This is a genomic window from Serratia sp. (in: enterobacteria) (assembly GCF_051654945.1).
GTDB lineage: Bacteria > Pseudomonadota > Gammaproteobacteria > Enterobacterales > Enterobacteriaceae > Chania.
The window spans coordinates 1-17,639 of the sequence record NZ_JBOFZA010000057.1 but is presented as its reverse complement, the minus strand read 5'-3'; the positions used below and the strand labels follow the sequence as shown (position 1 = coordinate 17,639).

General features: G+C 53.2%; 19 protein-coding genes and 3 pseudogenes. 7 read left to right on the top strand and 15 right to left on the bottom strand.

The genetic code is table 11. From position 1 onward, the window contains the following. Positions 1-18: 18 nt before the first annotated feature. A complete protein-coding gene (locus ACRDCA_RS08855; RefSeq protein WP_438689211.1) occupies positions 19-1,254 on the bottom strand; it encodes a hypothetical protein in 1,236 nt (411 codons plus the stop codon). Between the two features lie 310 nt (positions 1,255-1,564). Between ACRDCA_RS08855 and ACRDCA_RS08850 the strand changes: the two genes are divergently transcribed. Continuing rightward, a complete protein-coding gene (locus tag ACRDCA_RS08850) occupies positions 1,565-2,458 on the top strand; it encodes a tyrosine-type recombinase/integrase (RefSeq protein WP_438689210.1) in 894 nt (297 codons plus the stop codon). 144 nt (positions 2,459-2,602) lie between these two features. On the opposite strand, the gene ACRDCA_RS08845 is transcribed toward ACRDCA_RS08850, so the two are convergent. The 3 genes from ACRDCA_RS08845 to ACRDCA_RS08835 form a co-directional block, all read right to left on the bottom strand. Beyond that, positions 2,603-3,217 (bottom strand): plasmid fertility inhibition factor family protein, encoded by a 615-nt coding sequence (locus tag ACRDCA_RS08845; RefSeq protein WP_438689209.1) that lies wholly within the window; start codon positions 3,215-3,217, stop codon positions 2,603-2,605. A 343-nt stretch (positions 3,218-3,560) separates the two neighbouring features. Continuing rightward, positions 3,561-3,818 carry a hypothetical protein gene (locus ACRDCA_RS08840; protein ID WP_065684999.1) on the bottom strand — a complete coding sequence of 86 codons (258 nt, stop codon included), beginning with the start codon at positions 3,816-3,818 and terminating at the stop codon, positions 3,561-3,563. Then, positions 3,812-4,447 (bottom strand): division plane positioning ATPase MipZ, encoded by a 636-nt coding sequence (locus ACRDCA_RS08835; protein ID WP_438689208.1) that lies wholly within the window; start codon positions 4,445-4,447, stop codon positions 3,812-3,814. The genes ACRDCA_RS08840 and ACRDCA_RS08835 overlap by 7 nt, the downstream gene beginning before the upstream one ends. Before the next feature lie 457 nt (positions 4,448-4,904). Here ACRDCA_RS08835 and ACRDCA_RS08830 point away from each other — a divergent pair, with 457 nt between their 5' ends. The 3 genes from ACRDCA_RS08830 to ACRDCA_RS08820 all read left to right on the top strand — a co-directional run bounded on the left by ACRDCA_RS08830 (position 4,905) and on the right by ACRDCA_RS08820 (position 6,635). Beyond that, positions 4,905-5,549 (top strand): DNA methyltransferase, encoded by a 645-nt coding sequence (locus ACRDCA_RS08830; protein WP_438689207.1) that lies wholly within the window; start codon positions 4,905-4,907, stop codon positions 5,547-5,549. 16 nt (positions 5,550-5,565) lie between these two features. Further along, positions 5,566-5,787, top strand: a complete 222-nt coding sequence (locus tag ACRDCA_RS08825; RefSeq protein WP_438689206.1) for a hypothetical protein — start codon at positions 5,566-5,568, stop codon at positions 5,785-5,787. Between the two features lie 422 nt (positions 5,788-6,209). Next, complete coding sequence (locus tag ACRDCA_RS08820) at positions 6,210-6,635, top strand: antirestriction protein (protein ID WP_129942257.1); 426 nt, start codon at positions 6,210-6,212, stop codon at positions 6,633-6,635. A gap of 73 nt (positions 6,636-6,708) precedes the next feature. On the opposite strand, the gene tnpC is transcribed toward ACRDCA_RS08820, so the two are convergent. From tnpC to tnpA, 3 genes are read right to left on the bottom strand one after another with little or no spacing between them, the layout of a single operon-like run. Continuing rightward, positions 6,709-8,322 (bottom strand): IS66 family transposase, encoded by a 1,614-nt coding sequence (gene tnpC, locus ACRDCA_RS08815; RefSeq protein WP_438689205.1) that lies wholly within the window; start codon positions 8,320-8,322, stop codon positions 6,709-6,711. Between the two features lie 19 nt (positions 8,323-8,341). Beyond that, complete coding sequence (gene tnpB, locus ACRDCA_RS08810) at positions 8,342-8,689, bottom strand: IS66 family insertion sequence element accessory protein TnpB (RefSeq protein WP_438689204.1); 348 nt, start codon at positions 8,687-8,689, stop codon at positions 8,342-8,344. Further along, complete coding sequence (gene tnpA / locus ACRDCA_RS08805; RefSeq protein ID WP_438689203.1) at positions 8,686-9,339, bottom strand: IS66-like element accessory protein TnpA; 654 nt, start codon at positions 9,337-9,339, stop codon at positions 8,686-8,688. The genes tnpB and tnpA overlap by 4 nt, the downstream gene beginning before the upstream one ends. A 125-nt stretch (positions 9,340-9,464) precedes the next feature. On the opposite strand from tnpA, the pseudogene ACRDCA_RS08800 reads away from it, so the two are divergent. Continuing rightward, positions 9,465-9,749, top strand: a pseudogene (locus ACRDCA_RS08800) (DUF4158 domain-containing protein); the annotation flags it as partial. 48 nt (positions 9,750-9,797) lie between these two features. Here ACRDCA_RS08800 and ACRDCA_RS08795 read toward each other — a convergent pair. From ACRDCA_RS08795 to ACRDCA_RS08765, 7 genes are all read right to left on the bottom strand, one after another. Then, a complete protein-coding gene (locus ACRDCA_RS08795; RefSeq protein WP_438689202.1) occupies positions 9,798-10,136 on the bottom strand; it encodes a helix-turn-helix domain-containing protein in 339 nt (112 codons plus the stop codon). Beyond that, a complete protein-coding gene (locus ACRDCA_RS08790) occupies positions 10,117-10,497 on the bottom strand; it encodes a type II toxin-antitoxin system RelE/ParE family toxin (RefSeq protein WP_438689201.1) in 381 nt (126 codons plus the stop codon). Before ACRDCA_RS08790 ends, ACRDCA_RS08795 begins: the two co-directional genes overlap by 20 nt. Before the next feature lie 287 nt (positions 10,498-10,784). Next, positions 10,785-11,492: a hypothetical protein gene (locus ACRDCA_RS08785; protein ID WP_438689200.1), complete on the bottom strand. Its 708-nt coding sequence runs from the start codon at positions 11,490-11,492 to the stop codon at positions 10,785-10,787. Positions 11,493-11,664: 172 nt separating this feature from the next. Continuing rightward, positions 11,665-11,958 carry a hypothetical protein gene (locus tag ACRDCA_RS08780; RefSeq protein ID WP_438689199.1) on the bottom strand — a complete coding sequence of 98 codons (294 nt, stop codon included), beginning with the start codon at positions 11,956-11,958 and terminating at the stop codon, positions 11,665-11,667. Between the two features lie 81 nt (positions 11,959-12,039). Further along, a complete protein-coding gene (locus tag ACRDCA_RS08775; protein WP_438689198.1) occupies positions 12,040-12,333 on the bottom strand; it encodes a hypothetical protein in 294 nt (97 codons plus the stop codon). Between the two features lie 48 nt (positions 12,334-12,381). Further along, on the bottom strand, positions 12,382-13,071 hold the full coding sequence (locus ACRDCA_RS08770; protein ID WP_438689197.1) for a DUF2913 family protein: 690 nt from the start codon (positions 13,069-13,071) through the stop codon (positions 12,382-12,384). 3 nt (positions 13,072-13,074) lie between these two features. Next, a complete protein-coding gene (locus ACRDCA_RS08765) occupies positions 13,075-13,605 on the bottom strand; it encodes a bactofilin family protein (protein WP_438689196.1) in 531 nt (176 codons plus the stop codon). Between the two features lie 496 nt (positions 13,606-14,101). Here ACRDCA_RS08765 and ACRDCA_RS08760 point away from each other — a divergent pair. Next, positions 14,102-14,878: pseudogene (locus ACRDCA_RS08760) on the top strand (N-acetylmuramoyl-L-alanine amidase). Between the two features lie 477 nt (positions 14,879-15,355). On the opposite strand, the pseudogene ACRDCA_RS08755 reads toward ACRDCA_RS08760, so the two are convergent. Next, positions 15,356-15,979, bottom strand: a pseudogene (locus tag ACRDCA_RS08755) (recombinase family protein); the annotation flags it as partial. Between the two features lie 416 nt (positions 15,980-16,395). On the opposite strand from ACRDCA_RS08755, the gene ACRDCA_RS08750 reads away from it, so the two are divergent. Next, on the top strand, positions 16,396-17,472 hold the full coding sequence (locus ACRDCA_RS08750) for a DNA-binding protein (protein WP_438689195.1): 1,077 nt from the start codon (positions 16,396-16,398) through the stop codon (positions 17,470-17,472). Positions 17,473-17,639: the final 167 nt, after the last annotated feature.

The window sequence follows — 17,639 nt, the reverse complement described above, 5'->3', positions numbered from 1 at the left end:
ATTAAATTTATAGTGTGTTCATGGACTGTTTTTTTTCGCATTTAGGAAAGCTTCGGCCATTGGTGAGGAAATTTTTGTAGCTAAACTATCTATTTGTTCCTGTAATGAACGCTCTCTTTTCTTTCTATGAAGAATTACTTGTTTTACCACAGGTTGCTGTTTGGGCGCGGGCATCACGCGAACTAGATTCTCAGCTATATTCCTTTTCACAAAACTCACGTTGAAGACTTTATCTGAGTCTCCATTTGAATTTTTGAATACAAGGGTTATTTCGTCTTCAGTGTCTTTAACAAGGCATGTTTTTATACGAAATTTGTCTCCATTTTTATTAAATCCTGACAGTAAATCATTGCATTTTTCATATTCCAGGAGAATGTAGGTCACGCGAAACCTTTTACTAAGGCTTCCATTAATAATAGCTGTCATATTTTCACTCTCATCGACAACTAATTCAATATTTCTTATTGCTAACGTGCCTACAATATGGGATTTCTTGCTTTTACTTATTGATCTTTCTACGGAATATGGTGTTTCCATCTCCGATGTTGGCCCCATAATTATATTATTATTACTTTTGTGTTGTTGAAGGTCAGAATCAGTATCACTCTTTTCTGGCACAATTTCATAACGACTCGTGAATGTCCTCTTACCATTGTGTGTCTGAACCTTCCCTTCATCCCTAGAGGCAAACACTATGAGATTGGTAACCTCTTTGAGGTCAATTTTAATTTTTGTAAAATCTGAAGGCTCGAAAATAAATCTGATTTTATCGGCTCCCATTGAACATTGGATCTTCAGCCCGCCGCTGGATGTTATTATTCCTTTATCAATCAAAACAGGCTCCCACCCAGAAGTTACTGTATGGGGTATTTTGTTTTTTAAAACAGGCTCTGAATTATAACAAGGATGAATCGGCCAGGGGGGGCCTAAGGAATCAAATAGGACTCGTGAGCCGTATGAGTTTTCATAGTAGAAGACATCTTTGCCACATTTTTGGCAAGAGGCATTCGGGATAGTAAATGATGTGATGGAGTCGAATTTACTTGTTGTAACTTTATGTTTTGGCGTTTTTTTATATTCATGAGCCAAGTATTCAGATACATGATCTTCATCAACTGTGATGGGAACAACTCTTCCTCTCATTTTTCTGAATATCGTTATGCTCATTATACCTACCCCCTTGGTAAAACTATCTAGTTGAGATGGAGTGACAATCGTAATCGGTAAGGAATTAATGATCGCTATTTGTTCCATGTTGCACTACTGACTAACAAGTGAAACATAGCCTGCTCCGTCTTGAACCGTGTGGAGGGAGTATAGCGTTTTGGTGGTACTTCGGTAAAACGCCATTTCTGCCGAACTTCTCTCCCCTGCCCCGCCCGGCGGCACAAAATCCCCTATCTCGTGGCTCTTGCAACTTACCGGCATACTACATCTTGTGTCCGGGGCGGAATGACCCGGTCCCGGGCCTTGGCGATAACGCCGCTGGCCAGTGACGTGAAATCGGTTAAACTTCCATGAGTAATGATTTAACCGAAGGTTGGCCTGGGCCAGAATAATTATTGTGAGCGATCACCTGGCGCGGATACGGCAAAATAGACGCAGAAAGACACTGATTGCGGATAATGAAAAAATGCGCCCTGCCCCTCTGCAAAACTCTCAGATTTTACGTAGCGCGATCGGCGGTGATTTGCTGACCACCGATGACCGTTATGTACGAGCCCTCACCCTGCGCAACCGCGCGGCGGTGCACGGTGACCTGCCCTTCTACCTGCTGCCACCGGAAATCGCGGTCTTGCTGTCCTGTTGCCATGATCTTGAAAAACGCACCCTGTTCGAGTTTTTGTGGAACACCGGCGCGCGGATCAACGAGGCGCTTGCCGTGCGACCGGCTGACGTGGAGTTTGATGCATCGCCAGCGTTTGTGACGCTACGTACCCTCAAGCAACGGCTGTACCCCAAAGTGGGACGGCCGGCAGCGGTGAAACTGAAAACGCCGGGCCAGGCAGACAAGAAGACCGCGCGTGCGACGTCGCCGGTCAAACGCACCGTGGCCCTAGATGATGTGCCGTTTGCCGCCCGGCTGCATGACCACATTCATACCTTTACCGAACACAAGACTAAACCCATCTGGCCGGTGACCGATGACACCGCCCGCAACTGGCTGAAGAAGGTGCTGCTTGAGGCCGATCGCCAGGGCATGCGGTTCAGCCTGGAGCGTGTCACCCCGCATACCTTTCGGCACAGTTTTGCGATGCATTTATTGTTTCATGGGGTTGCGCCACAAACCCTGCAGGCGGTGCTGGGCCACAAGGATTTTAAGTCGACGCAGGTTTACCTGAAGGTGTTCAGTCTGGACTATGCTGCAAGCCGGGGCAGCGTGCCGTTCTCGATGGATGCGGGCGTGGCGGCGGCGATGCTGCAGTTGGCCGGTAATGGCGCAAAAACGGTACCCTAATGGTACTGTTTTGATGCCGTTTTGGTGTGATTATGGTGCTTCATTGGGGCGGGCTTATCACGCCTATGCACGGGTAGAGACGTTTGACATACCGTGTTTTTTGGTACTGAAATAGTGCCTTTTTGGTATTGTTGTAGCTCATTTTTAGTGTTGTTTTGGTTCCGCTTTATACCGTAAGTGCCGGGGTAAAACGGCGCTGGCATACTGGAAATATAGCGCCTGAACAGCCAATGGGCATGCAGGTCGATACCCAATACTCCGTTGCAGCAGCTGGGCACTGCGATGATTATCGGCATGAACCGGGAAGCGGTTGGCGCCATTGGCCAGTAGCCAAATGGTCCTGGTGATCCCATTGGTAAAGCTGAGCGCAGGAACCGGCAAACCTCGCTCCAGAATAAATCGGCAATGCGGATCAGCTAGCGGTACCGGGTTGCCCGCGCTGTGGGAAAACCCCTTTTCGGCTTCATGAAATTTACGGTCACGTCGCCACGCAGACTCATCGCCGCGGCTGAGTTCCGGAACGATAGAGTTTGGATTGTTGCGCCAGGCCGACAAGAGTCTGTGCCGGTCGGCAATGACAATATGACTCTCACTGGTGCCTGAGAGCGCTTGTTCCATATAGGCAAATTTTCCCTCCCGCAGCGGGATTTTGAAGCGGCAGTATATGATGTCGTTGAACTTGCAACTGAATACCCCCTCAAGCAGGTGTTGAGGGTAGTCTTTCACGTAAATGTGTTTACTGATTAAATCTGGTGTCATATTGGTGTCTCTTAGGTGCTATTTTGGCACCAATTAAGTGCCCTTCCGGTACTGTGTTTTCCCATTTATGTGGCATCTGCATAGTGTCTGGGACTGGTCAGTCAACGTGCTTCCTGTCAGACATCAGTCTGCCATACCTTGCCGATGCTGGCCAAAAACTGGGGAATGAAACAGAGAACGATAGTGACCAGTTTCGGTTTGGGTCTTCTTTGTACGTGGGGTAACGAGTGGTCAGCACGATGTGGTGCAGTGATAGCAAGGTAAATTAATAACACTAAAATGGTGCTTTATTGGCACTAAAAAGGAGCCGTAAAGGCTCCTTTTTAGTGGTGTCACGATACTATTAATCGCTGTTCTCGTCATAATATTTTAGGGCATGCCTGATCATATTGAGCTTGGAGCGATTCGTCTTTTTGCACAGTTTTTCGAGCAATTCATACTCGTATTGATTGAACGGTACTCGGATGGCCTTGTAATCCCGAGGCGCTTCACTGTCGGTTTGCATGGGCGGTGTGACGACATGATCCGCGGCGGCGGCAAACTCCTCGATACGTTTTTCCACTGAACCAGGGATGCCGGTGGGTTCTCTGCGCTTTACCATGTCAGCAACTCCTTCACCAGGCTCTGTATCTCGGCCTTAGCCTTAGGGTTCTCCATCTCGACAACGCCACGGCCTTCGGACATACAATCCCGGTACACCTTTCGGTCACGAACCACGGTGCTCATCATATCCAGTTCAGGGAAATCCTTCAGGTACTCTTTAGCATCCTGGATCTCATTGATGATGGGGTTGGTCGGCGCCAGAGTCAGCATGGCTATTGTCTTCAATTTAGGATTGAGATCCTTCGCTTCCGTCATGATTTCAGTCAAACGTGGGAGCGTATCCAGATCGGGTTGAGAAGGGCGGAAAGGTACCAACAAGATGTCTGCTGATGTCATGCCGGTTCGTAGTTCTCTGCTGTCACGCCCGGCCGTATCTACGACGACGTATTTATAGCGCATATCAAGATCAAGCAAGGTGTCGCGGATATTATCGAACTTCTGAATGCAGTGGATCGTAGGGATATCGGTGATGGCATTCCGGTCTGCTATCCAGTTAGCCGCAGTTCCCTGACGGTCCGAATCGACCAGGATGACGTCGTGGCCTTGTCGCACCAATTCCGCTGCGATATTGACGGCGGTGGTCGATTTACCACAGCCGCCCTTTTGACTTCCGATTAGTATAATCATGATGCCTTTTTAGCTCCGTAATAGTTCCTTATGGGTGCTAATTTAGTACCAATTTAACACCCTGTCAACCGCCTTTATGTCTATTATGGTACTAATGCCTTCCCGTCTTACTTGGTGTTGTTATGGTGCTATTTTGGTGCCGTTATTGCACTAATTTTTTATCTTCATGGGAAGTGTCATACCCACTTGATAGCCCCCGAACAACAATTCAACGTACTTCTGTTTCCTTTCTTCATTTCACCTGCAGCCCGATGACATCTTGCCATACCCCGTCTTTGGCGGGGCGACGGGCGTCCCGTCTTCAAGCAGCTTTCGCGGCATATCCTTGCCGCAAGCGGCTGCGGTATTCCACGTCCGCTTGACCCGCAGCGGTGCCTGGCCGCGCTGACATCGGGCCGCAGGGAACGGGTGCCGTACTGGCACCCTCCTGCACCCCTCGAATGGTGAGGTATTCCTTATGTCCCGATATGTCCTGGGTGATTCCGTGCAGGTGATGGCTGGCTTTCCGTCAAACAGCATTGATTTTGTGCTGACCGATCCCCCTTATCTGGTCGGCTATACCGACCGCAGCGGCCGCAGTATTGCCAACGACAAAAATGATGAATGGGTGCGGCCGGCGTTCGGTGAAATGTTCCGGGTGCTCAAGCCTGACAGTCTGGCGGTGAGTTTCTACGGCTGGAACCGGGTAGACACCTTTATGGCCGCCTGGAAACAGGTCGGGTTCCGCGTTGTCGGGCACCTGGTGTTTACCAAACCCTATGCATCCAAATCGGCTTTTGTCGGCTACCAGCATGAATGCGCTTACATTTTGGCGAAAGGGCGCCCGGCATTGCCGGCGCAACCTCGCTCTGATGTGCAGCCCTGGGAATACACCGGTAATCGTCATCACCCGACCGAAAAGCCGGTGTCCATTCTGCAACCGTTGATTGAGTCGTTCACGCAGCCCGGCGCGATCGTCCTCGATCCCTTTGCTGGCTCAGGTTCGACCTGTGTTGCCGCTGCTCAGGCCGGGCGGCGCTATATCGGCATCGAGCTTTTGGAGCAGTACCACACCATCGGCAAGCAGCGGTTGTATCGCCTGCGTGCCAAGAATGCGGCATAACAAGAGGAAATCAACGATGAACTACACCGGAAATGAAGATCTGCGCGCCGCGATTGCGGCACTGTCCAACGACATGTGTGATCTGCACCTGCGGTTGCGGGGATTGGTGAGTACGTATTACTGGAACAGTGACGTGCTGGCAGAGCGCCTTACCGGCCATATCCTGCGGGACGCGCACGATCGTTACGTCGAAATCTATCAGACTATCAACGAACTGGAGCACCATTTCAAAGATTGAACCGCAGGCATTATGCAGCCGGGCAGGGCAACCTGCCCGGGTTGCCTCGCTGTAAGCCTGCGGACGCCAGGGCGCATCGAACGCCCCGCGTCCGTAGAACCGCCACGCGGCACTTGCCGGCGATGCCGGCGCCGCAAAGGGCGCAGGCTGAGCCTGCCCACACCTCTCTAAATCTTTTCCCTTTGCGGCCCCGGCATAGTGACGGCCTGTGCCGTCCCCAAACGCTAGTCCGGCACGGTCGGGCAGCAAGGGTACGCTTCGCCGCTCCTCACCCGTTCGCACCCGTTACGGCGCATTCAGCCCGCAACGGGCTTGCGCTGCGGCTTGCGGTGGCGCCCCTGCCTCCCTCCCTCGGGGCCGGCCTTTCGAATGGGTACGGCACCGGCCGGTGTCGCGAACCCTGAAACTCTGGAGGTAGTCCCATGCAACATGCTCATTCCGTCACACTGCAAGTCTGTGAATCCGATCGTCTTTCGTTTCTGCCGGATCTGTTTGGCGAGGATTTTTTGCCCGCTGAAATGCAGGTGTATTCCCTCGCCGATCGCTATCTGCCGCAGTACACCGGCGGGTTTTGGCACTTCATCCGTTTACCGGAGGGGGGCGGCTATATGGCACCTGACAGCGATCGTGTGCACCTGATCAACGCTGATAACTGGTTTGACAAGACCCTCAGCGGTGACGCCGCCGGTATCGTGTTGACGGCACTGGCCATCAATCGCCGCTGTTGGTTGCATCACGATCGGGGCAATGCCGGACTGGTGAAGTTGCTTATGCAGCGGGAAGAGCAGCTTTGGCGCTATATCGAGACGCACCCGGAGCGCGCCGACATCTGCCGCGCGCTGGACTGACAGGGATTCGAATACGGGCGGCTATGCCGCCCCTCATAAATGTAAGCGCCCCACGGGGGACGTAGTGTAAGGGTTATTTTACAGGTGAGAGGTTCCAGGGCAGCAGTTCATGCACCCGGTTCGAGGGCCAGTTGTTTATTTTGTCGATCACTTCACGCAACCAGCTCTCCGGCTCCACGCCGTTCAGCCTGCAGGTGCCGATCAGACTGTAGATCACCGCAGCTGCCTCTCCACCGTTGTCTGAGCCGAAAAAAAGATAATTTTTTCGGCCAACCGCCACTGAGCGCAGGGCGTTCTCACCAATATTGTTGTCGATTTCCACCTGACCGTTACGGCAGTACTCATTCAGGGCCTGCCACTGTTTCAGCATGTACGCGAACGCCTTCGCCGTCTCCGCGTGAACCGACAGCGTCTTCATCTGTGTCTGTATCCAGTCGTGCAGTGACGCCATCAGCGGAACCGCCCGTATTTTCCTTATCTGCAGTCGTTCCCCGGCCGGGCTGTCGCGTATCTCCGCCTCGATGGCATACAGCGCACCTATCCGTTTCAGGGCTTCATTCGTCATCTCTGTCGGGCGTCGCACATGCTCATCGTGGATTTTCCTTCTGGCATGGGCCATGCAGGCCGCTTCTGTAATGCGGCCGGATCCATATAACGCATCATATCCACCATAAGCATCGGCCTGGAGCACTCCGCGGTATCCGGCAAGGTGCCGCTGCGGGTGCTCCCCCTTCCTGTCCGCTGAGTACGCGAACCAGACGGCCGGCGGCTCTGCCAGCCCCGCGTAGCGGTCATCCCGCACATAGACCCACAGTCGCCCGGTTCGCGTTTTACCGCTTCCCGGCTCCAGTACCCTCACCGGTGTATCGTCGCTGTGCACCTTGCCAGCCTGCAGTACGTACTGGTTCAGGGCGTCATACACTGGGCGCAACCGCACCGCCATCATACTGACCCAGCGGACCATCGTGTTACGGCTCAGCGACAGCCCCTGCCGGGCATAGATTTCAGACTGCCGGTACAGCGGGGTGTGTTCACCATATTTACTGACCAGGATCCGGGCCAGCAGACTGCTGCCCGCCCGGCTGCCTTCAATGGGCTTTGGCGGGAGTGGAGCCTGCACGATAACGTCACACTGGCTGCAGGCCAGCTTCGGCCGCACCGTTTCGATGACCTTAAAGGCAGTATTGATGATATCCAGTTGCTCAGAGACCGTTTCGCCCATGACCTTCAGCTCTCCGCCACAGGCCGGGCAGGCTGTTTCTGTGGGGGCGATTCGCCGGGTTTCCCGGGGCAGTTCAGCCGGTAACGGGGAACGTGGTGCACGGCGGCCTGCCGGGGCGGGCTTCTTTTCAGGTTCAGCAACGCCCCCGGTCACCATTCCAGGCTCCGGGGCATCCTCTGTCAGATAACTTTTCGCCGCGTTAAGGCGGGCTTCGAGCTCAGCCAGACGTTTTTCGGCCTGGCGGATTTTATTTTCGAGTTTATGACGATTTTTTTCTGAACTCTGTCCGAACAGCATCCGCCGCAGCTTATCAAGCTGTGCTTTCAGACGTTCGATTTCCAGCTCATAGCCGGCCACCTGACCGGCATACTGACGAAGCCGGGTTTGCTGCTGCTTCAGGGTTTCCTGTTGTTTACGCAGCAGGGCTTTAAGCTGGTCAATATCATCAGGCAGTTCATTTTTCATCCTCTGACATTACAACACCTTATACCCGCAGACCAGCGGGACGTATGTGCGGCGGATGCTTCCAGTTCAGTCCCTCCAGTAACATGGCGAGCTGCGCCGGTGTCAGATGGATTTTGCCGTCGCTGACGGACGGCCAGACGAAGTATCCCACCTCGAGCCGTTTGATAAACAGGCAGAGCCCGTCCTCATCGGCCCACAACAGCTTCACCATATTCCCCCGGCGGCCCCGGAAGATAAACAGGTGCCCGCTGAACGGGTCATCGTTCAGCACATTCTGTACCCGCGAGGCCAGACCGTTGAAGCCATTGCGCATGTCGGTTATCCCGGCAACCAGCCAGATGCGGGTGCCGGCAGGGAGTGAGATCACTTGCCCCCTCCTTTCAGTTCCCGCAGCAGGGTTCGCAGCAGGGTCGGTGTCAGATCTCCGGAGAGCCGTATTCTGGCTCTGCCGACAGTGATTTCACAGTGCATTCCCGCTGGCTGTGTACCTGGAGGGGACGGAGTGGCCTGAATTACCGGAGGTTGCACCACTACCGGCACAACATCACAGGTGATGGCGGGAGGCGCAGCGTCAGTCGGGGCGGGGGCGTGCAGAAGGTGACCATAGCGCTGTCGCCAGTTGAACAGTAGGTTAGCATTGATGTCATTTTCCCGCGCCAGTTGCGCCACACTGACACCGGGCTGCATTGACTGCGCGACCAGTGCGAGCCGGAATGCCTGCGGGAAATTGGGCCGTCTCCGGCGTTTTCCCGCAGACGCACAACTGTCCGGTGCGGGAAAATTCTCCGGTTGTGTCGTGCTGGCAGGCGTTACCTGCCCCGGATAAAGACATCCCTCAAGTTTTTCGCAGGTTATCCCCTCAGGCAGTGGCCACGGGATGCCCTGCTTATGGAAGCGGGTGAAAAACTCGAAAATGGTTGAGTCGGGGATCCCAAGGTTGCGGCCCACTTCAGTTCTGGAAAGCCGCTCATCGAAATGCAAATGCAGTGCATCGATAAGCCATATCCGGTTATTCATGCCGATAGTGTCCATTAAAAAATGATGGACACTATTCTCCCCGGAACGGAGGAAACATTACAGACGTCCCCTATGGAGCGCTTACCATGATTGTTAACAAATAACCGCCAAGCAAGGAGGCCCGTATGCCCGTCGATTTTCTGACCACTGAGCAGGAACTGAATTATGGTCGCTATGTTGCAGAACCCAATGACGTGCAGCTGGCGCGCTATTTTCATCTTGATGAACGGGATCTTGCTTTCATTAACCAGCGGCGGGGAAGGCATAACCAGCTGGGAATAGCGCTTCAGCTTACCAGCGCCCGTTTCCTGGGGACCTTTCTGACGGATTTAACCCGGGTTCTGCCGGGTGTTCAGCATTTTGTCGCGGTACAGCTTAATATCCGCCGTCCGGAAGTCCTCTCCCGCTATGGGCTTTCCCTCGGTTTGCCCCTCATGTCAAAGCAGGGGCATATGAGCTTACCCGCTATGTGCCAGGATTAAATGCCCGGTTTCGGCGGTGGTCGGCTTGACGATGATCTCAATGTCGCAGCCCAGCCGGTTCAGACACTCCATCAGCTTACGCTCTGACAGGTTGGAAAAGTCGCCCCGGAACAGATGAGATACCTTCGCCTGACTGATCCCCATACGTTCGCCAGCAGTGGTTTGTGTCAGCCCCAGCCGCCGGATAGATTTGATGATCTCAACGGCCAGGCCAGATTTGATTTTTTGTTTTTCGGCATCAGCGAAGCCCAGATCGGCAAACACGTTACCGGAGCTGATTTCAACCGCTATGCCATTAATGGTTTTCTCTTTCATTTTTCATCTCCTGGGCCATGACAGCAGCCACTTTCAGTCGATTGCGGATGATGTCCATTTCTTCTTTCGGCGTCGTTATACCGCGTTTACTTTTCTTCTGGAACGCATGCAGCACAAAGACTGCCTCGTCAAATTTCACCGTGTACACAGCCCGGTAGGTACCGCCTATATCATCCTCAACCACTTCAAGAACGCCGGCGCCACCAAACCCTTTCATTATCTTCACAGCATCATGCTTTTCGCCACGCTGCGCGAAGTCCAGTGCGAAGCCAAAGAAACGCTGCACATCCTTCGGCAAATCCAGCAAATCTTTCTTGCTGCTGCCAATCCACACTAGCGGCTTTTCACCTTGTTGCCCCATCCTAATTATACCTTTTCTGGTATGGCGTAAAGATACTATACCTTAAGTGGTTTATTATGCAACACCCTCAACCACCCAGTTACACAGGAGAGCATGAAAAAGCGTGGGGCACGCCATGATATCGGGCACATCATAGCAAGCTAGGTTTGTAGTAAAAGCAGTGCTGCCTGATACCCAACGCCTCTTCGGAGGCGTTTTTTTGTGCGCCCGGAATGGGCGCATTCCGGGAGGTTCAGTGCCCTCTGTAAGCCGACCACAGCGAACGAAGTGAAGTACAATGGCCTGGCTCAGATCTGAGGGACTTTGATCTCTCCGGACTGAATCCCTTCGGCAATAAATTCCAGCGATTTGGCAAAACGGTGCAGGCCAGGGCGCTGATGGCAGAGCTGATTGATTTCATCATCCGTTGATATTTCCATCAGCCGGTAAAACAGCGGGAGCTGTTCTGCTACGCTCATGACAAATGCCAGGGGGGGCACGTCCGCATCAATCTCCTTTGCCAGGATATCCAGTAATTCAGCCGTGGCGTGTAGCTCTTTAAGGCGTAACGTTTCACTGTGTGGTGTGCCCACCGGCGGACGGATGCGTCCTTCCAGAACGGTCATTCCCAGTGCCCCTTCATCCATGCTCAACAGGGCATCAATCGTCTCCGCTTCCAGCGCCTTCGCCAGCGTAAGCACTCTGGGGATCAGGGTTTCATGATGTTCAATGATACCGTCCAGGCGACCTAATTCCGCCAGTTGCTCTGGTGTGAGTGAGTCTTTCCGCCAGCGGCGGAGTTGCTCACGGGTGACGGGGAGTAGTTCCTGCTGGTTATGGCACAGGCTAACGGTTCGCTGGATGCATTCATCGCTGAGAACATGTGGCTTCTCACGCGCCGCCAGCAGGGAACAGTACAATTCATCCATTGACTCAAATTCCCCTTCAATGATCCTGGCGATGACTGGCAGCATCGACAGTGGATGCCAGACTGGAGTGGTTAAAGGCTCAGGCATATCAACTCCCTCAGTGGTAAAAGGGCCAGCCCGGGAAGGCTGACTGCACTCTGAACGATAACATTTCAGGGAGGCAGGCGGGAAATATCCGGAATCCGATCACCCCGGTGACATCTCTTCAAAAAGGCGCTGGAGGGGACTGACGGTGCATGCCCGGGGCGTTGTCGCCCGATCATGCAGTGGTTTTGTCGGTCGCTGACAGGTGTTTTTTCACCAGGCTGAGCAGCAACGATATGCGATGCTCTGTTCGTTCAGGGTGATCGGGAGGAAGATTGTAGCGGAGTGTGTAGAGTTTGCCTTTCTCACTGAACAAGTCGATTATCAGTACAGGAAAAACAGACCCCAGGATTTCCCTGTGATTCAGAGAAATGCGTGACATACCGAGCTTCATTCTGGCGTCAGTGATATTGGCGGCCACAAGATCGGGATAGTGTGCTGACTGGTTCGGTGCAGTGACAATTCGCATAGCAACCTCCACTTGTTAACGTAAATTAAGTGCCCACGTTCAATGGTAAGGTAACACAGGAAAGGCCAGGTTCAGTCACTGTTATCGCTTGCTTCTGCGTGTTGTTGCCGGGGGCTGCCACTGAAAATCGGTCTTTGCCTGCGCCTGGATATCGCGCATTTTGCGTGACATGGTGGCTTTTCGTCTCGCGGTGCTTTGCGTTTTCTTCACCTGGGGGTGTTCTTCAACGAAGCGCTCTGTCAGTTCCCGTCTGCTGGCCAGACTCAGTGGTTTGCCCGCTTCTTTCGCGGCCTGCTGCAACAGGGCGTCCAGCAGGAAACGGTCATACTCACTTAATTGTTCAATATCTGCTGTGGTGGGGCGTTTTTCTGTCATTGTTACCTCATATAGCTCATGCTGACTGGGGAGCGGTCGTGCAGGCACTCACTGCGTCACCACCGGGTCGGAAGCCGGGGGGATCAGCCTTACGGTATGATACGTTTCTGAACTTTCAACATGTCGTGCAGTCAGTACGTGATTACTGAAAACTTCAATGAAGACATCATGTTCACCGATAATACGGAAGTCAACAGGGTGGATTTGTTTCCCTTCGGACGAATATCCGGCATTCAGTGCGGCTTTTTCGACGTAAAATCCGGCTGACCCCGGAGGGTGATCTGCAATGTCGCCATTGCTCCATTCCCGGGTATTCATGACGTAGTTGTTCCAGCCCTGGTCTTTCAGATATTCGCAGGCATAAGTGAGACGGAACAAATCGGACTGTTCAGCCATCACCCCGCTACAGGAGCGCCACAGATACTCAAGGTGCTGCCTGATTTTGCCTGCGGGTCCGTGTTTCCGGCCCCGCGCCAGTAACCAGACAATATCAACGGCGACGCTCTTCGGAAAGCGTTTTTGTTTCTGTGCGGTTGCCAGCCAGCGGATTAAAAACAGGTTTTCGGCGTACAGGGTGGCCGCACCACCCGTCTGACGCTCCAGGGCCAGCGCCGTCAGGGCACAAAAGGCCAGGTGGCTTAATGCCGAGGTGGTATTTTTCGGGTCGTCACTTTCAGCGGTTCTGATCGGGCGTGTTTCTTCTGCTCTCATACGTGGATAATAATCCTGATTATTCACCGGTCACACCGCGGAGGTCAGACACTGACGTTCCGTTTCGTCTTCCATGCGGGCTGGCCGGATTTCATCATTATCCCCCGGGCTTTTGAACGCCACGATGCGGGTCGGTGCGTCCTCCTGTTGCAGCTTTTCAGACTGGCCGATAAACACACCGCCGTGTCTGATTGAGAGGCTGATGCTACGGAGAGCGCCTTGCAGGACGCCATGCTCCAGAATATCAATGGATTTGGCTTCACAGGTGCCTTCCACCGTGCCGTCGATGATGATTTCCGGGGCGCAGAGTTCGCCTTCAACCCGTCCGGCGGGCATAACGCGTATGATGCCTTCCCTGACATGAACATTGCCGCGCACATCGCCGTGGATCTGAATGTCGCCATCCATGTCGATGTTGCCGGTGAACAGCGTGTTTCTGGCGATAACCGTGCATCCTGTGGCTGTGGCCGGTTTCCTTTCCTCATGGTGCATTGCCGATAACGGTTCCGGTGCCGGAACGATTTGGGCGGAGCCAGATTTGGTTTGTTTTCTGCCAAACATATAAAATAATCCCATTCTGATATTGAAAAAATAGAGCATCCCCCCGGAGAGGGCGAGTACACCGGTAATAAGGCAATACAGGGGATGGCCCCTGATGAAAAAAAACAGCGCTCCGGCCCAGAACAGCCAGACGCTGCCAAGTAAAATGTTGTCAATGAGAGTGGGGGTCTTCACGTCACACCTCGGGCCTGTTTTCAGACCGGGTATTCTACGGTGGCAATTCATAAAATGTGTAAAAGGAGAGCATAAAAATGCGCCTCTCCCCCGGTTTTTTTTCAGTCAGAGGCGATAACGACCCTGAGACGGGGGCCGGGACAGACGTTTGCGGTTCTGGTGAGTGAGCGAAACTACAATATGACGACATTTGGCGGGTGTTAAATTGACGTGCCACAACACTGATGCCGGTGACCTCGCCTGGTATAAAATACTGGTGTTTTATACAGTGCTTGCTGTGCTATATTAAAAACATCGTTCACCCTGTGAAGCAGGAGTTTCTATGTATCAGATTGATTATAATAGCTATCGTTCAGTTAAAGGGTTCAGTCGTCGTGTCCGCTTCCTTGTGATGCACTACACCGCCGTTGATTTCAACACATCGGTGACACTGCTTTCTGGCGATGGCGGCGTCAGTGCGCACTATCTTGTACCGGATCCGACGGAGCAGACCTACATCGATGCCGGATTTAATGATATACGCATTTTTAACCTGGTTGATGAGAATGAGCGGGCGTGGCATGCAGGCACCAGCGACTGGGCAGGGCGCAGTAACCTGAATGATACCGCTATCGGTATTGAGATTGTTAATCTTGCTACGGATTAAAATGGGGTATTCACTTTCCCGCCATTCAACGCAACACAGATTGAGGCAGTGAAACAACTGGCGCTCAACATTATCCAGCGTTATCCGGATATGTCGCCGGTGAATATCGTCGGACACTCTGATATTGCGCCGGGACGCAAAAGCGATCCGGGAGCCGCTTTCCCGTGGAAGACGTTGTACGATGCAGGTATTGGTGCCTGGTACGACCATGCTACAAAATGTAAGTATCTGAAGCATTTTGAAGCGCAGGGCGTTCCGGACAAAGAGGATATTATATTCCGGCTGAAAACCTACGGTTACAGTATTGCAGACGCCGGAACGGAAGAAGGTTATAAGAGCCTCATTCGCGCATTCCAGCTTCACTTCCGGCAGGAAAACTACGACGGCGTGATGGATGTGGAAACGGCTGCCATTCTGTATGCGCAGGTGGAAAAATACTTTCCTGGCAAGTAAGCGGCTACAGCCTGACCCGGGGTTGTCGGGTCGCGCAAAGGAACGTTCTCCTGCTCTCGCTCACGCCAGGGCAGGTCACCAGCGCTGGCGGGAAGTGGCGGATCCGGTTAAAGCCTGATGTATTCCCGACAGTTATTTCCAGCCCCCGTTATATTCATCCCAGTATTTGCCGGTAGTATCACTGGCAAGGGTGATATCATCGACCACACAATTGCGTATTTCGGCTGCGCGGTAAATCTCGTCAAAAAGGTCGTCGATCTGCTCCTTTAAATCGGTTTCATCGCTGTACGCCAGCGTCAGACTGTACTCATTGTTGTCCAGCACCTTTCCGTCGTAATCACATTCAACCAGCCAGGTAATCTCCTCCCGGACTTTTTTCTTCCCACGGGTAAATTTGCTACCGTTCTGCACCGGCACCCACAACGTGGCGGAGAGATGCTGTTCAGGGGTGTCCGGGGAAGGGACAGGCGGTTTTGCCTGTTTGACTGCCTGGCTTATTGTGCTGCGGCTGCACCCGATAGTTTTCTGTATCTGGCTCCATGAACTGCCGCTGGACAGCAGGCGGTTTATGGCATCGTAGCGGGACTGATTGACCCGGCGTCCCCGGTATTTTCCCTCGGCTTTCGCCCGGTCGATACCCTGACGCTGTCGTTCCCGCCGCTGTTCGTAATCACGTCTTGCCACAGCAGCCAGCATGTCGAGCAGCATGTCATTGATGGACGAAAACATCCGGTTGTCAAAATCTGCTGGTCCCGGAGATAAATGCAGCCAGGTGGTGGGGACGTTGACGGCCACAACGCGTATATCTTTCCTGGCGATCATCTTTTTGAGACTGTTCCAGTCGTCGCCAGTCAGGCGCGAAAGGCGGTCAACATCTTCAATGAGTAAGATGTCACGCTGCCGACAGTCCTTCAGTAGCCGGAAAAGCTCAGGACGCTCCAGGCGTGAACCTGACTCATTTTCAATATAATAGTTACAGATGGACAGCCCGCGCTCAGTGGCGAAAGTGTCGATAGAGTTACGTGCTCGTGATGCATCCTGTTCGGATGTGGAAGCACGAAGATAGGCGCGAACAAAGCAGGTCGGTACTGTTTGGGTCATTTTTGAGAACCGGTTCTGTTTAGGTGCGTAATGGGTGTTTCAACAGTACCAGCTTGCAGCAGTACGAGGAAGGTATACTTATACAGCACCAATCCCCTGCTGGCCGAATCATTCACGAAGGTTCGAATTACCGGAGCGGGGCAGGGTAGAACGCCCCCCACGGTTGATCGGAACCTGCCCCGCCCGGCACAACATCTAGTATGTCCATCAGCTGCGACCGATACAACATATAGCGTTATCCACAGAAACGATGGATAAGTATGCGGTGCAGCACTTCTTCCACATTTTAGTTATAAATAAGTGACGTTGTAACTTAATTTATTTATTAGTTTGTTTGTTAGTAAGTTTATTTGTTTGTTATTTTCTTTCCGGGGTGTATAATGAATGTACACTTCATCATCACGGCAGGGATATGTATGCGACCAGCAACCTATGAACCACAACAGATCATCGAGGCAGGGCAGGTACTACAGGCCGAAGGGCGGAACATCACCGGGTTTGCGCTACGTAACAAGGTGGGCGGCGGCAATCCGGGACGCTTGAAGCAAATATGGGATGAGTACCTATCTTCGCAGACCGAAATCACCGCTGAGCCGGTGGCTGAGTTGCCCGTCGAGGTTGCCGAGGAAGTGAAAGCCGTGTCGTCGGCACTTGCCGAACGTATCAGCCAACTCGCCGCCGAGCTGAACGATAAGGCGGTTCGGGCAGCAGAACGCCGGGTGTCTGAGATCACCCGCGCTGCGGGTGATCAGACGGCGCAGGCAGAGCGGGAGCTAGCCGACGCCGCGCAGACCGTGGACGATTTGGAAGAACGGCTCGATGAACTGCGCGGGGAGCACACCACCGCACTGGCCGAACGGGACGCCAGCCGGGAGAAAGGGCAGTCGCAGGCTGTCGAGTTGGCACAGTTGCGTGAACGGCTGGCAGCCATCGAGCAACAGCGAACGGAGGCGGAAAAAGCGGCGACACTCGCCGCCGAACAGCATCGCCAGCAACTCGCCGATCTGCAAAAAAGGCTGACTGACACCGACAAAAAACTGGTCGATACCGTAGAGAACCATGCGGCCGTGTTGAGGGACATCAAAGCCCAATACACTGGGGAAGCGAACGAATTGAAAACGCAACATGCCCGGATCGAGGCAGAGTTGCAAAAACGCCTCGATGTTGCCGACAAAGCGGCTTCGCTGGCCGATGAACAACATCAGCGGGAAGTGCAGGATCTGAAAGAGCGTCTGGATCTCGCGCAGCAGGCGGCCACTGGTGCCACCGAAAAAGCGGAAACCACCATCGCGGCCATTACTGCCAAACACGCTACGGAACTGAAAACCCGACAGGATGCATTGGATAAAGCACTGCGGGATGCGGCAGAAGCGCGGGAAGCGAAAGCGACCCTGTCCGGGGAAATCAAGGCACTGAAAGAGCAGAACGACCAGTTGGCTACCCTGCTGGCCAGAAACACGCCACCGGCAGCGCAGGGAAAAGTGAAGAAATGAGGCTTCGCTGGGCAGATTATTGAATAAGTTGTATTAGTCGCGACTTGATCTGACACTGGACCTTGCAAGGTTGAGAGTTACCGGTTTTGATATGGGTGTCGAATCCTTATACAAAACACGAGGTAACTCTCATGCTTCATACTAACAATCCCATCATCAAACATAAA